This window comes from Pseudarthrobacter sp. CCNWLW207, from assembly GCF_037203945.1.
Lineage (GTDB): Bacteria > Actinomycetota > Actinomycetes > Actinomycetales > Micrococcaceae > Arthrobacter.
Genome location: NZ_JBBCBS010000010.1, coordinates 109,488 through 122,546, shown reverse-complemented (window position 1 = coordinate 122,546; position 13,059 = coordinate 109,488). Strand labels below are relative to the sequence as shown.

At 65.4% G+C, this 13,059-nt stretch carries 16 protein-coding genes; 13 read left to right on the top strand and 3 right to left on the bottom strand.

The features are described from left to right. The 5 genes from V9L17_RS17075 to V9L17_RS17055 form a co-directional block, all read left to right on the top strand. The coding region (locus tag V9L17_RS17075; protein WP_337351257.1) for an acyl-CoA dehydrogenase family protein at nucleotides 1–84 on the top strand (84 nt) is incomplete at its 5' end. A gap of 23 nt (nucleotides 85–107) precedes the next feature. Then, nucleotides 108–890, top strand: coding sequence for a CoA transferase subunit A (locus V9L17_RS17070; RefSeq protein ID WP_337352251.1), 783 nt, complete (start codon nucleotides 108–110; stop codon nucleotides 888–890). Nucleotides 891–892: 2 nt separating this feature from the next. Then, a complete protein-coding gene (locus tag V9L17_RS17065) occupies nucleotides 893–1,660 on the top strand; it encodes a CoA transferase subunit B (protein ID WP_337347583.1) in 768 nt (255 codons plus the stop codon). Further along, nucleotides 1,657–2,229 carry a MaoC family dehydratase gene (locus tag V9L17_RS17060; RefSeq protein ID WP_337352250.1) on the top strand — a complete coding sequence of 191 codons (573 nt, stop codon included), beginning with the start codon at nucleotides 1,657–1,659 and terminating at the stop codon, nucleotides 2,227–2,229. Before V9L17_RS17065 ends, V9L17_RS17060 begins: the two co-directional genes overlap by 4 nt. Continuing rightward, on the top strand, nucleotides 2,226–3,065 hold the full coding sequence (locus tag V9L17_RS17055) for an HpcH/HpaI aldolase/citrate lyase family protein (RefSeq protein WP_337352249.1): 840 nt from the start codon (nucleotides 2,226–2,228) through the stop codon (nucleotides 3,063–3,065). The genes V9L17_RS17060 and V9L17_RS17055 overlap by 4 nt, the downstream gene beginning before the upstream one ends. A 19-nt stretch (nucleotides 3,066–3,084) precedes the next feature. Here the strand turns inward: V9L17_RS17055 and V9L17_RS17050 are convergent, their stop codons facing one another. Continuing rightward, nucleotides 3,085–4,560 carry a lipase maturation factor family protein gene (locus tag V9L17_RS17050; RefSeq protein ID WP_337347586.1) on the bottom strand — a complete coding sequence of 492 codons (1,476 nt, stop codon included), beginning with the start codon at nucleotides 4,558–4,560 and terminating at the stop codon, nucleotides 3,085–3,087. A 46-nt stretch (nucleotides 4,561–4,606) separates the two neighbouring features. Between V9L17_RS17050 and V9L17_RS17045 the strand changes: the two genes are divergently transcribed. The 8 genes from V9L17_RS17045 (at nucleotide 4,607) to V9L17_RS17010 (ending at nucleotide 11,643) form a co-directional block, all read left to right on the top strand. Continuing rightward, on the top strand, nucleotides 4,607–5,353 hold the full coding sequence (locus tag V9L17_RS17045; protein WP_337347587.1) for a sulfite exporter TauE/SafE family protein: 747 nt from the start codon (nucleotides 4,607–4,609) through the stop codon (nucleotides 5,351–5,353). A 35-nt stretch (nucleotides 5,354–5,388) separates the two neighbouring features. After that, complete coding sequence (dxr, locus tag V9L17_RS17040) at nucleotides 5,389–6,573, top strand: 1-deoxy-D-xylulose-5-phosphate reductoisomerase (RefSeq protein WP_337347588.1); 1,185 nt, start codon at nucleotides 5,389–5,391, stop codon at nucleotides 6,571–6,573. A gap of 18 nt (nucleotides 6,574–6,591) precedes the next feature. Then, complete coding sequence (locus V9L17_RS17035) at nucleotides 6,592–7,923, top strand: M50 family metallopeptidase (RefSeq protein ID WP_337347589.1); 1,332 nt, start codon at nucleotides 6,592–6,594, stop codon at nucleotides 7,921–7,923. A gap of 102 nt (nucleotides 7,924–8,025) precedes the next feature. Further along, nucleotides 8,026–8,691, top strand: a complete 666-nt coding sequence (locus V9L17_RS17030; protein WP_337347590.1) for a MarR family transcriptional regulator — start codon at nucleotides 8,026–8,028, stop codon at nucleotides 8,689–8,691. Then, entirely contained in the window at nucleotides 8,688–9,206 is a 519-nt protein-coding gene (locus V9L17_RS17025) for a hypothetical protein (RefSeq protein ID WP_337347591.1), read from the top strand. Before V9L17_RS17030 ends, V9L17_RS17025 begins: the two co-directional genes overlap by 4 nt. A 77-nt stretch (nucleotides 9,207–9,283) precedes the next feature. Beyond that, a complete protein-coding gene (locus tag V9L17_RS17020) occupies nucleotides 9,284–9,577 on the top strand; it encodes a YciI family protein (RefSeq protein WP_337347592.1) in 294 nt (97 codons plus the stop codon). A gap of 46 nt (nucleotides 9,578–9,623) precedes the next feature. Continuing rightward, nucleotides 9,624–10,790, top strand: coding sequence for a flavodoxin-dependent (E)-4-hydroxy-3-methylbut-2-enyl-diphosphate synthase (gene ispG / locus V9L17_RS17015; protein ID WP_310166360.1), 1,167 nt, complete (start codon nucleotides 9,624–9,626; stop codon nucleotides 10,788–10,790). After that, nucleotides 10,753–11,643: a GNAT family N-acetyltransferase gene (locus V9L17_RS17010; RefSeq protein WP_337347689.1), complete on the top strand. Its 891-nt coding sequence runs from the start codon at nucleotides 10,753–10,755 to the stop codon at nucleotides 11,641–11,643. Before ispG ends, V9L17_RS17010 begins: the two co-directional genes overlap by 38 nt. Nucleotides 11,644–11,683: 40 nt before the next feature. On the opposite strand, the gene V9L17_RS17005 is transcribed toward V9L17_RS17010, so the two are convergent. Together V9L17_RS17005 and V9L17_RS17000 are read right to left on the bottom strand one after the other, a co-directional pair. Next, on the bottom strand, nucleotides 11,684–12,319 hold the full coding sequence (locus V9L17_RS17005) for a TetR/AcrR family transcriptional regulator (protein WP_337347593.1): 636 nt from the start codon (nucleotides 12,317–12,319) through the stop codon (nucleotides 11,684–11,686). Beyond that, nucleotides 12,316–13,059 carry an ABC transporter permease gene (locus V9L17_RS17000; protein WP_337347690.1) on the bottom strand — a complete coding sequence of 248 codons (744 nt, stop codon included), beginning with the start codon at nucleotides 13,057–13,059 and terminating at the stop codon, nucleotides 12,316–12,318. The genes V9L17_RS17005 and V9L17_RS17000 overlap by 4 nt, the downstream gene beginning before the upstream one ends.

Here is a 13,059-nt window from a genome sequence, read left to right as displayed (position 1 = left end):
TACCGCGACTCCAAGATCCTTGAAGTGGGGGAGGGCACCACGGAGGTCCAGCTGATGCTGATCGCCCGCGAACTCGGACTGTAATAGCCGGCCGGAGAGGATCACTGATGATTAACAAGGTTGTTGCCAGCGCCGAGGAAGCCATAGCGGACATCCCCGACGGCGCCTCCCTCGCGGTGGGAGGGTTCGGCCTGTGCGGAATCCCCGTGGCCCTGATCGACGCCTTGCACAGGCATGGCACCACGGACCTGGAGACCGTCAGTAACAACTGCGGCGTGGACGATTGGGGGCTGGGCGTCCTGCTCCGCGACGGCCGGATCCGTCGGACCATCAGTTCCTACGTTGGAGAAAACAAGGAGTTCGCGCGCCAGTACCTCTCCGGTGAACTGGAAGTTGTGCTGACGCCGCAGGGGACCCTCGCGGAGAAACTCCGGGCCGGCGGCGCCGGTATCCCTGCCTTTTACACCAAGGCGGGGGTAGGCACGCAGGTGTCCGACGGCGGCCTGCCGCAAAAATACGACGCCGACGGCGGCATCCTCATCGCCTCCGCCGCGAAGGAGGTCCGTCCCTTCAACGGGGTCGATTACGTCCTCGAGGAGTCCCTGACTCCTGACTACGGCCTGGTCCACGCCTGGAAGGGCGACCGCCACGGCAACCTGGTCTTCCACGCAACGGCCATGAACTTCAACCCGCTCTGCGCCATGGCCGGCAGGATCACCATCGCCGAGGTGGAGGAGCTGGTGGAACCGGGGGAACTCGATCCGGAGCATGTCCACACCCCAGGTATCTTCGTCCAGCGGGTGGTGGTTGTTCCGGCCGGCGAGAAACGGATCGAAAAGCGGACCGTGGCCCTCAACCGGCCGGCGGCCACAGAACAGGCAGGAGTGTAGCCATGGAGTCCAACCGACCGCAGGGAGCGCCTCCCCGCCCCGAAGCCGTGCGCCCGGAATACCGGCGCGCCGCCGTCGGCCACCCGGACGCCGCTAACCCGGAGACCAAAGGGTGGACACGCAATGAACTGGCCGCCCGGGTGGCCCAGGAACTCAGCAATGGGCAGTACGTGAACTTGGGCATCGGCATGCCGACGCTCATCCCCAACTACATCCCGGCCGGTGTGGAAGTTGTGCTGCATTCTGAGAACGGGATCCTGGGCGTGGGACCGTATCCCACCGAGGATGCCGTGGACCCCGACCTCATCAACGCCGGGAAGGAGACCGTCACGGTCAACAAGGGTGCGGCGTTCTTCGATTCAGCCTCGTCCTTTGGCATGATTCGCGGCGGACACGTCGACGTGGCCGTGCTCGGCGCGATGGAAGTGGCCCAAAACGGCGACCTCGCCAACTGGATGATCCCGGGCAAGATGGTCAAGGGGATGGGTGGAGCCATGGACCTGGTCTTTGGCGCCAAGAAGGTGATTGTGATGATGGAGCACGTGGACCGCAACGGCCGCCCCAAAATCGTGGAGCAGTGCACGCTGCCCCTGACCGGTAAAGCCTGCGTTGACCGGATCATCACCGACCTCGCCGTGATCGACGTCGTCACCGAAGGGGGGTCCTCACGGCTGGTGCTGCGCGAGTTGGCCCCCAACGTGTCGGTCGAGGAAGTGGCTGCGGCCACCGGCGCCGAACTCTTCGAAGAGGACCAGGAACTTACCGTATGACGGCGGACAATCCCCCTGCCGTTGAACAGCCTGCCGTTGAACAGCCTGCCGCTGAACCGCGCGTCGTTGAACAGCGCGGCCTGTACTTCGACGAACTGGAGGAGGGCGTCCTGTATGCGCACAGGCCGGGCCGCACCGTAACGGAAACGGACAATGTCCTGTTCACCACCCTCACCATGAACACCCAGGCGCTGCACCTTGACGCAGCGTGGAGCGCCGGCCAGCCGTTCGGCCAGCGGCTGGTCAACTCCATGTTCACGCTGTCCACTGTGGTGGGGCAGTCGGTGTCGCAGCTGACCCAGGGCACCATCGTCGCCCAGCTGGGCCTGACCGATGTGTCCTTTCCCCACCCGCTGTACCACGGCGACACGCTGTATACCGAGACTGTGATCACCGGGAAGCGGCTCTCGGGCTCCCGGCCCGGACAGGGGATTGTGACCATGCAGCACACCGGCCGCAACCAGGACGGCACCGTGGTGGCGTTGGCCACGAGGAGTTGCCTGATGTGGACGCGGGAGGCTCATGCCGGGCAGCAAACCGGGGGCCAAAAGGGGACAATGGCTGTATGACCTTTGTGATGGGGCCAGCCCTCCTCTTTTGCCCTGCAGACCGCCCCGAGCGGTACCAGAAAGCCTCCGACCGTGCAGACGCCGTCATCCTCGACCTCGAGGATGCGGTGGCACCCGCGGACAAGCAAAGGGCCCGCGGCGCGATCCTCGCCCAGCTGGGCGCCGGCGGCGAAGTACCCGAACTGGACCCGAGCCGGACCATCGTCCGGATCAACCCTGCCGGCACCGAAGAGTTCGAGAAGGACCTGCACTGCCTGGCGCACACGCCGTACAAGACGGTCATGTTGGCCAAAGCGGAGAGTGCCGAACAGCTCAGACAGCTTGAGGACTTCCATGTGATTGCCCTCTGCGAGACGGCGGCCGGCGTCCTGAATGCCCCCGCGATCGCCGCTGAGCCGAACGTGGTGGCGCTGATGTGGGGTGCCGAAGACCTGTTGGCATCCCTGGGAGGCACGTCCAGCAGGAAGGACGACGGCGGATACCGCGCCGTAGCCCTGCACGCCCGCTCAAGCGTTCTCCTGGCCGCCGGCGCCTTCGGAAAGGCCGCGGTAGACGCCGTGTACGTCAACATCCCGGACCTGGAGGGTCTTGCCGTGGAGGCCGCCGATGCCGTCGCATCCGGGTTCAGCTCCAAGGCCTGCATCCATCCCACCCAGGCGGCCGTTGTCCGTGGCGCCTATGCCCCGTCCGAGGCCGATGTTTCTGCCGCGACGGAGCTGCTGCAGGCGGCAGCCTCCGCTGGGTCAGGCGTCTTCCAATACAACGGCAGGATGATCGACGGCCCCATCCTCAAGCATGCCGAATCCACCATCCGCCGGGCGGGCATCCACAGCTAGGGATCCCTCGCCCGATCGCTCAGCTTGTCGGCCGGCGTCCCGGAGTCCGGCGGAGGGACAGCGGCGGAATGGCCTCATACAGTGGCGTCCGGACCCACCGTTCGCCGGTGTCACGGAACTCAGCCCGGGTGGCGAACCGGTACAGGTAGCTGCGGGCGCGCACCCACCGCGGGCGGCCGCCGTCGAACGGGTCGTGGCGGAGCAGCCGCAGCACCTGGCGGTCGGCTTCGAGCAGCTTGGCGAGGAAGGCATAGAACCATTCCTCATGGACTGTCCGGAGCGGGAGGAACCACATCAGCCAGTCCAGCCGGAGGTGGTAGGGGGCCCACTGGCGCGGCAGCCGGCGCACGTCCCCGGGCTTTCCCTTGAAGCCGTACTCCCGCCAGTCGGCGGATTCGTCCGGATCCTCATCCAGGGTGCCCTCGACAACGATCTCGATCCGCTGTTTGGTGACCGTGCCGAACGCGCCGTAGGTATTGACGAGCTGCCAGCGGTTGAAGCTAGCGTTCATCAGCTGCCGCTTGGAGAACAGGTTGCGCACCGGCCAATAGCTCAGCACCGCAAGGAGCAGGGTTGCGGCGAGGGTGATGGCGAGCCACCACACCGGTGTCTCCCTGCCGTCCGCCGAGCCTTCGTGCCACTCCAGCGGCAGGAAGGGCAGAACGGCGTGGGCGACGGGGTCGCTCACGGCGGCGAAGGCCAGCACAATGGCGATCCAGTTCAGCCACGCGAAGTTGCCGCTGGCCACAAGCCACAACTGGGTGAAGATGATGATACCGGCGGCGGCACTGGCCACGGGCTGCGGCGCGAAGAGGAAGAACGGCACCACAAGCTGCGCGAAGTGGTTCCCCAGGACCTCCAGCCGATGGAACGGCCTGGGCAGCAAATGCGCCTGCCGGCTCAGGGGTCCGGGCATCGGCTGCGTTTCGTGGTGGTAGTAGAGCGCAGTCAGGTCGCGCCATTCCCGGCCGCCCCGGATCTTGATCATCCCTGCCCCGAATTCCAGGCGGAACACCAGCCAGGCCACCAGGATCAGGATGGTGCGCGGCGGGTCAGTCTGGTCCGATCCGAGGAAAGCCACGGTGAACCCGGCCTCCAGGAGCAGCATCTCCCAGCCGAAGCCATAGAACGTTTGGCCCACGTTGACGATGGACATGTACAGCAGCCACAGGGCCAGGAAGGCGATCAGGGGCAGCCACGGCGGCCCGAGCTGGGGAAGGCCTGCCACCAGGAGCGCCGCGATTGCCATCCCGGCGACGCACACTGCGCGCAGCAGCCGGTCCGAATACCGCCAGCGGAACAGGGTGGGCCGCCTCATAGCTCTGAATCCCTCAAGATAGTCGGACACCGGCAGCAGCCCGCGCGCACCCAGCAGTGCCGGGAACTGGTTGAAGGAGGAGAGGAATGCAATAAGGAAGAGTGCTGCGACGCCGCGTTGCAGCACCTGCCGGGCGAATTCGTACTCCGGCGCATCGAACCAGGAAACCCAGTCCACGGTGTCCACGTTACGCCCGCCCCCAGGTTCCGCGCACTAGGATCGGATGGTGTTTGCACTGGTGCTGATTGCCGTCATTGCGGGGGCACTGGCCCAGCGGCTGGCCGGCCTCGGATTCGGCCTCCTCGTTTCCCCGGTCTTGGTGGTACTCCTGGGGCCGTTCGACGGCGTGATGATCATCAACCTCTGCGGGGCCGCTTCGTCGCTGCTGATCCTGTCCAGGGTGTGGCGGCACGTTCAGTGGCGACGCTACTTCGGCCTGGCGCTCGCGGCCGTGGCAGGGGTTTTGCCGGGCGCCTGGCTGGCCAGCAACGTGCCGGAAGCACCGCTGGAGATCTGTATCGGCGTCCTGCTCATCGTCGCCTTGCTTGCTTCGCAGCGGCTGACCCGCAGCTCATGGCGCGCCAGCGGTCCGGTCCCCATGGCATCACTCGGCTTTTCCAGCGGACTGATGAATGCGGCCGCCGGCGTGGGCGGCCCTGCCATTACCGCCTACGCCATCGCCACCCGCTGGGACCAAAAGAGCTTCGGCGCCACGCTGCAGCCGTATTTCGTGACCACGGGGCTGACGTCCCTGGTGAGCAAATATGTTCTCTCCGGCGGGCACCTTCCCGGCCTGGAGGGATGGCAGTGGCTCAGCATTCTGGCTGCCATGGTGGTCGGAATCGTTGCCGGCGACTTGCTGTCCGGCAAGGTCAAGCCTGCCTCCGTCCGGCGGATCGTGGTGGCCATCGCCTACCTCGGAGCCGCGTCCACACTGACCAAGGGTTTCGTGGAACTGGCTTTTGGGTGAGCGGGCACAGCCTGCCGGTGCGGGATACTTAAGCAATGCAGCCTCGCAGAATCGTCATCCTCGGATCCACCGGTTCCATCGGCACCCAGGCGATTGACGTCGTCGACGGCGCCCCGCACCTTTTTGAAGTGGTGGCGCTCAGCGCCGGGGGCGGAAACCTGGGACTGCTGGCCCGCCAGGCCGTCCACACGGGGGCCGCCGCCGTCGGCATCGCGTCCGGGGATCCGCGGCAGCTGCAAAACCTGATCAACGACGCCGCCCGCCAATCAGGACGGCAAGACTACCGGCCGGAGATTATCTCCGGCCCCGACGCCTCCACCCGGATTGCCGAAATCCCCGCCGACGTGGTGCTCAACGGAATTACCGGCTCGATCGGACTCGCCCCGACGCTGGCGGCCCTGAAATCGGGGGCGTTACTGGCTTTGGCCAATAAGGAGTCCCTCATTGTTGGTGGAGAGCTGGTCAAGGCAGCCGCCCGGGAGGGGCAGATTGTGCCTGTGGACTCCGAACATTCCGCCATCGCCCAGTGCCTGCGCTCCGGCTCGGCCAACGAAGTGGACAAACTGATCCTGACGGCCTCCGGCGGACCCTTCCGCGGCCGGACCAGGGAGCAGTTGCACAACGTTTCGCCCCGGGAAGCGCTGGCACACCCTACGTGGGATATGGGGCTGATGGTCACCACCAATTCGGCCACCCTGGTCAACAAGGGCCTCGAGGTCATCGAAGCCCACCTGCTCTTCGACATCCCGCTGGACCGGATCGACGTTGTGGTCCACCCGCAATCCGTGGTGCACTCCATGGTCCAGTTTGTCGACGGGTCCATCATCGCCCAGGCTTCGCCGCCGGACATGCGCCTGCCCATTGCGCTGGGGCTGGGCTGGCCCGACAGGGTGCCCAAGGCTGCGTCCCCCTGCGACTGGACCCAAGCCACCAGTTGGACGTTCGAGCCGCTGGACTCGCAGGCCTTCCCGGCTGTGGAGCTCGCCAAGGACGCAGCCAAGCAGGGAAGCACCTTTCCTGCGGTGTTCAACGCCGCCAACGAGGAAGCCGTCACAGCCTTCCACGAAGGATCCATCCGCTTCACCGACATCGTGGACACCGTCGCTGGCGTACTCAGCGAACACCCAGGATCCTCCGGGCTGACAGTGGAGTCCGTGCTGGAAGCTGAAAGTTGGGCACGGGCGCGGGCCCACGAACGTTTAGCAGTCAGCAGTCTCTAGGAAGCAGTCAATCCACCCATGAGTCCCGTACTCCTCTTTATCCTCGGTGTCGTGTTTGTGGCGATCGGCATTGCCGTGTCCATTGCGCTGCACGAAGTCGGCCACCTGGTGCCCGCCAAGCTGTTCAAGGTCCGTGTCACCAAGTACATGATTGGTTTCGGCCCCACCCTGTGGTCAAAGCGCAAGGGCGAAACCGAATATGGGGTCAAGGCCATCCCCCTTGGCGGCTACGTCTCAATGATCGGCATGTATCCGCCGAACAAGGACGACGGAACAGTCAGGCCATCGAGCACCGGCATGTTCCAGACCCTGGCCACGGAAGCGCGGTCCCTTGCCCACGAGGAGGTGGGTCCGGACGACAAGGACCGGGTGTTCTACCGGCTCCCGGTGTGGAAGAAAGTCATTGTGATGCTCGGCGGCCCGGCGATGAACCTGCTTATCGGCCTGGCCCTTACGGCGGTCCTCCTCATGGGCTTCGGCATTTCCACGCCCACCACCACCATCGCCGATGTTTCCAAGTGCCAGGTCGCCGCCGGCGAGACCGTGGATCCTGATTCTGCAGACTGCGAACTGACGCCAGCGGCCGCCGCCGGCCTCCTGCCCAATGACCGGGTCACCTCCTTTGATGGGAAGGCAGTGACCAGTTGGGACCAGCTGACGGAGTGGATCCGTACGTCCGCCGGGAAGGAAGTCAGCATCACCGTAGAGCGCGACGGCGGCACGGTCACCACCACCGTGACTCCTGTGCTGTCCGCCCGCCCTGTTGTCGGTGTCGACGGACGCCAGGCCAAGGATGACGCCGGCAACCTCCTGTACCAGGACGTCGGCTTCCTGGGCATTGGTGCACAGAGTGAACTGGTGCCACAGCCGGCGTCGACTGTCCTGCCCATGGCGGGGGAGAACATCCGGCAAGTGGCCGGTGTTGTCCTCAACCTTCCGGCGCGTGTAGTCGGGGTTGCGCAGGCGGCCTTCAGCGAGGAGCCCCGTGATCCCAACGGACCCATCAGCGTAGTGGGTGTGGGGCGCGTGGCCGGAGAGATATCGGCCATGGAAGAGGTGCCGCTCCAGTCAAGGCTGGGGGCCCTGGTTGGGCTGCTCGCCGGGCTGAACTTCGCCTTGGCCGTTTTCAACCTGGTTCCGTTGCTGCCGCTCGATGGCGGCCATATCGCCGGTGCACTGTATGAAGGGGTCCGGCGCCGGGTGGCGAAGCTCTTCGGCAGGCCCGACCCCGGCGCCTTCGATATCGCCAAGCTCTTGCCCGCGACGTACGTCGTAGCCGCCCTGCTGATGGGGATGAGCGCGCTGTTGATCTATGCGGACATCGTGAAGCCCATCAACCTGTTCGGCTAAGCCGCTTTCGGCTGATATTCGAGAATCAGCCATATAAGGCTTATTTTGGATAATCAGCTGCAAACGATTGATTATCTGAAATCAGCCACCTACGGTTAAGCCATGTACATCCTCACCATCGACCAGCGCGGCAGCAGCGAGGACGTCGACCGGGTTCCGGAGCTGATCTCCGAACTGGCCGGCCTTACTTCGGAGGCGTTCGAGCGCTCTGTGGGCGACGAACTCCAAGGACTCGTAGCCGACCCGGCCGAGGTAGTGGACATTGCCCTGCACGCGCTGCGCAGTGGCCACTGGTACGTGGGGATCGGCATCGGCTCAGTGGTGCTCGCTCCCGGGGCCAGCCCCCGGGAAGGTACCGGAACGGGCTTCGTGGCCGCCCGTAAGGCCGTTGATCTCGCCAAGACCGCAGCCGGACAGGTCCCGTTGTCGGTGGTGTCCGGCAGTATCGGACGGACAGCGGAAGTACCGCAGCATGCCCGGGAAGGAGCCGTGGCCTGCGCCCATGCCGAGGCGGTGCTCCGCCTGATCGGCCGCCTGGTTCAGGAACGGACTCCAGCCCAATGGCGGGTGGTGGACCGGCTCCGGCTCCTGCAGGGCGGTGGCGGCCGGCATGGCAGCCAGAAGGAGGTGGCCAAGGAGTTGGGAATTACGGAACAGTCGGTGAGCCGTGCCGTGCTCAGGTCCGGATGGCAGGAAGAATGGGCGGCTAGGCCCGCCGCGGCAATGCTCCTGGCGCACGCTCATTCCCAGATAGAAGGAGACCGGTGAACGCACTCTGGATAACCGCGGCCCTGCTGGTGGCCGGATTCGCCGGCTGGCCAGTGACCGCGCTGGTCTTTCGGCTGGCCAGGACCATCGATGACAAGGCGGATGCGGCCAGTGCAGCGGACCGGGCGCTCGAGGACCCGTCAGCCGACGTTACGGTGGACACCTTTCCCGCAGTCCCGCAGCCCCGCCCAGGACAATCCGTGGACGGCGAGCTGACAGCGGACGGCGGGAGGCCGTCGTCGGACGTTCCCTCTCCGGCGCCACCCGCTGCGGCCCAGCGGATCCTGCGTGGTGGGGCGATCATCGGCGTGCTGGAGCGCCTTGCGGTTTGCCTGGCCATCCTGGCCGGCCAGCCGGTGGCCATCGCGTACGTGGTGGCGATCAAAGGACTGGGAAGGTTCGCCGAGCTGAAGGAAACACCCGTGGCCGCGGAGCGGTTCATTATCGGGACCCTCACCTCCATGCTGTGGGCCGCCGGGATTGCGGCTATCGTCAAAGTGCTGTTTCTGTCCTAAGCCACCGGCCCGGCATGTGGGGTTTTGCGGCATTGCCCGGATCGGCGAAGGCCCGCCGCGGGGGATAGGGTGTCCTTATGACTGTTTTTGCTGTTGAGTACGTTTACGCTGCCAATTCCTCTGCCGCCCGCGATGAGAGCCGTCCCGCACACCGTGCCTGGCTGTCCACCCTTGCCGAGGACGGCCGGCTCCTGACCAGCGGACCCTATGGCGACGGCGCCGGTGCCCTGCTGATCTTCAAGGTCCAGGACGAGGCGGAGTTGAACGAACTGCTCAAGCAGGATCCCTTCGCGCTGGCAGGCACCATCGCCGGGATCCGGACCACCGAATGGACCCCCGTGATCGGCATCCTGGCCGCCCACGCGTCCTGATATCTGACCTCCCTCCTCTTTCGATCCACCTACCCAAGGAGTCCACGTGACCTCGGTCAGCCTGGGAATGCCGTCAGCACCGCCGCCCGTTCTTGCCCCGCGCCGGAAGACGCGCCAGATCAAGGTCGGATCCGTGGGGGTCGGCTCGGACAGCCCCATCAGCGTGCAGTCCATGACCACCACACCCACCACGGACATCAACGCCACCCTGCAGCAGATCGCCGAGCTCACGGCGTCCGGCTGTGACATCGTTCGGGTGGCCTGCCCGTCCGCGGACGACGCCGAGGCGCTGCCCATCATTGCCCGCAAGTCCCAGATTCCGGTCATCGCGGACATCCACTTCCAGCCCAAGTACGTTTTCGCGGCCATCGAGGCAGGCTGCGCCGCGGTCCGCGTGAACCCGGGGAACATCCGCAAGTTCGACGACCAGGTCAAGGAAATCGCGAAGGCGGCCAAGGACCACGGCACGTCCATCCGGATCGGCGTCAACGCGGGCTCCCTGGAGCCGGGCATCATGAAGAAATACGGGAAAGCCACCCCTGAGGCACTCGTGGAATCGGCAGTCTGGGAAGCGTCCCTGTTCGAGGAGCACGGCTTCCACGATTTCAAGATTTCGGTTAAGCACAACGATCCCGTGATCATGGTGGCGGCCTACGAGATGCTGGCCGAAAAGGGAGACTGGCCCCTCCACCTCGGCGTCACGGAGGCCGGGCCGGCCTTCCAGGGAACCATCAAGTCCGCCACCGCCTTCGGCGCACTGCTGTCCAGGGGCATCGGCGACACCATCCGGGTCTCACTTTCCGCCCCGCCGGTGGAGGAAATCAAGGTCGGCAACCAGATCCTGCAATCCCTCAACCTGCGCCCGCGCAAACTGGAGATCGTCTCCTGCCCGTCCTGCGGCCGCGCGCAGGTGGATGTCTACACCCTGGCCGAACAGGTCACCGCAGGCCTGGAAGGCATGGAAATCCCGCTGCGCGTGGCAGTGATGGGCTGTGTCGTCAACGGACCTGGCGAGGCCCGTGAGGCTGACCTCGGCGTGGCATCGGGCAACGGCAAAGGCCAGATCTTTGTGAAGGGTGAAGTCATTAAGACTGTCCCCGAGGACCAGATTGTTGAGACACTGATCGAAGAGGCCATGCGTATCGCCGAAGAGATGGGGGAGGCCGATGGCGAAGATGCTGTCAAGGGTAGCCCCGTGGTTAGCGTCTCATAAGGACGGCACCGCGCCGGCAGGGATCTCCGTTCGAACCCTGGCCGGTGCGGACACGTCGGCACTGCGGCGCCTGGCCCAGCAGGATCCGGTAGCCAACGTCTTCATCCTTGCCCACTTGCGCTCGGCCGGGACCGCCGCACCCACCACGGGTGGCGCATCGGTCCTTGGCGTGTTCGACGACGGCATGCTGGTGGGTGCCTGCTGGACGGGAGCCAACCTGGTCCCGGTTGAGCTGGATCCCGCCTATGCCGGTCTGGTTGCCGCGGCGGCCAACCGTTCGGGCCGCCGGTATGCCTCGGCTTTTGGCCCCGCGGAACCCGTCCTCGCCCTGCATGCTGAACTGGAGCTGTTGGGCCACACGGCCCACGAGGTGCGCTCCGAGCAGCCTCTCCTGACCCTCGCGGGCCCGCCTTCGGTGGAACCAAACACGGAACTCACCCTGGGCAGGCTCGCGGACTTTGACCGCATCCTCCCTGCCTGCGCCGCCATGTTTGAGGAAGAAGTGGGCTATTCGCCTTTCCTGGGGGGCCGCGAGTTCTACAGCCGGCGGGTCGAAGGGCTGATCCGGCAAGGACATTCGCTGGTACACCTCAACCCCGCCGGCGACGTCGTCTTCAAGGCCGAACTTGGAGCCGTGACAGCGGAGGTAACGCAGGTGCAGGGTGTGTGGATGAACCCTCAATATCGGGGCCAGGGCCTCAGCGCGGGCTACATGGCCGCCGTTGTCGACCACGCCCGGAAGATCGCACCGGTCACCAGCCTGTACGTGAATGGCTTCAATTCCCGCGCCAGATCCACGTATGAGCGCGTCGGGTTCACCCAACGGGGAACCTTTGCCACTGTGCTGTTCTAAGCCAGTATCTTGAGGGGGCCGTGCTCGTCATGGGCGCGTGTCAGTTGTCCAGTCCGTCCAGTTCTCCCGTGAGGTAATGCTGGACGTTCGGAGCCAGCAGCCGAACCACATCCTCAGGCGAGGCAGAGGCAAGCGGTTCCAACTTGACCACGTAGCGGACCAGCATGAGGCCCACCATCTGCGTGGCTACCAGGTTGCCTCGCAATGCCACTTCCTCGGGTGGGCCGGGAATGCCGGCCATGATGCGGCTGATGATCGTCCTGGTCACCACCTCCCGCAGCAACAACGTCTTGGACTTGGAGCCAATGGTGCCCCGGATGAACGCCACCAGGCTGTGCTGGGCCGGGCTCTCCCACAGCCGCAGTACCGCCCGCACAATTGCTTCCGCCCGATGCTCGGGGTCGTGCTGGTCCACGCCCTCCAGGACCTGTGCCGGGTCGGCCGGGAGTGCCACGCTCAGCGCGAAGAGCTCATCCTTTCCCTTGAAGAAATGATGGATCATGGCGGGGTCAACGCCGGCCTCCCGTGCCACCTGCCGAAGGCTTGTGCCCTCGAAGCCATGCTCGGCGAAGAGGCGGCGGGCCGTGGCCAGGATGTGTTCCCGGGACTCGCTTGCTCCTTCGCGCCGCCCCCTCCTGCCCGATCCTGGCTTTCGGACCTCCTGCGTGCCGCTCATGCAGTCTGCCGCCGGAGCGTGAGGGACGCCAGTACCAGGACCCCCAGGACGATGGCCAGCATGGTGGTGGCATCCGACCACAGTTGGTCCGTGGCCTCGGTGTTCGCAGCGATCTCCTGCAGGGCATCGACCGAAAACGTGAGGGGCAGGACGTTCGAGATGGATTCGAGGACCTCGTTCATCCGGTCACGGGCAACGAACAATCCGCACAGCAGAATCTGGGGCACCACCACAACCGGCATGAACTGGACGGCCTGGAATTCGGTCCGGGCGAACGCAGAGCAGAGCAGTCCCAGGGCCACACCCAGTACGGCGTTGATCACCGCAATCATGACCACCAGGCCGGGGCTGCCCTTGATATCCAGGTCGAAGATCCAGTAGGCGACGGCCGTGGCAACCAATGACTGCAGGGCGGCCATGATGGAAAACGCGAGCCCGTAACCGAACAGCAGATCGGCCTTGTGGATGGGCGTGGTCAGGAGCCGCTCCAGCGTCCCGGACGTCCGTTCCCGCAGCATGGTGATCGAGGTGACCAGGAACATCACCACAAACGGGAAAATGGCCAGCATCATCAGGCCCACCCGGTCGAACGTCCTGGGCATCCCCGGCGGGAGCGTCTCATTCTCGAAAAGGAAATACACCGCCGTCAGCAGCAGCGCCGGGACCACCAGGATCAGGGCGACGCTGCGGTGGTCGTGCCGCAATTGGTCCAGGACCCTTCGGGTTGTGGCCAGCATCAT

Bases quoted from the DNA above. Each gene is read 5' to 3' on its own strand.
- V9L17_RS17020 (WP_337347592.1), top strand. From the start codon at position 9,284: ATGACTGTTTTTGCTGTTGAGTACGTTTACGCTGCCAATTCCTCTGCC.
- V9L17_RS17000 (WP_337347690.1), bottom strand. From the start codon at position 13,059: ATGATGCTGGCCACAACCCGAAGGGTCCTGGACCAATTGCGGCACGAC.
- V9L17_RS17070 (WP_337352251.1), top strand. From the start codon at position 108: ATGATTAACAAGGTTGTTGCCAGCGCCGAGGAAGCCATAGCGGACATC.
- V9L17_RS17055 (WP_337352249.1), top strand. From the start codon at position 2,226: ATGACCTTTGTGATGGGGCCAGCCCTCCTCTTTTGCCCTGCAGACCGC.
- V9L17_RS17030 (WP_337347590.1), top strand. From the start codon at position 8,026: ATGTACATCCTCACCATCGACCAGCGCGGCAGCAGCGAGGACGTCGAC.
- dxr (WP_337347588.1), top strand. From the start codon at position 5,389: ATGCAGCCTCGCAGAATCGTCATCCTCGGATCCACCGGTTCCATCGGC.
- V9L17_RS17060 (WP_337352250.1), top strand. From the start codon at position 1,657: ATGACGGCGGACAATCCCCCTGCCGTTGAACAGCCTGCCGTTGAACAG.
- V9L17_RS17035 (WP_337347589.1), top strand. From the start codon at position 6,592: ATGAGTCCCGTACTCCTCTTTATCCTCGGTGTCGTGTTTGTGGCGATC.
- V9L17_RS17065 (WP_337347583.1), top strand. From the start codon at position 893: ATGGAGTCCAACCGACCGCAGGGAGCGCCTCCCCGCCCCGAAGCCGTG.
- V9L17_RS17045 (WP_337347587.1), top strand. From the start codon at position 4,607: ATGGTGTTTGCACTGGTGCTGATTGCCGTCATTGCGGGGGCACTGGCC.
- V9L17_RS17005 (WP_337347593.1), bottom strand. From the start codon at position 12,319: ATGAGCGGCACGCAGGAGGTCCGAAAGCCAGGATCGGGCAGGAGGGGG.
- V9L17_RS17010 (WP_337347689.1), top strand. From the start codon at position 10,753: ATGCTGTCAAGGGTAGCCCCGTGGTTAGCGTCTCATAAGGACGGCACC.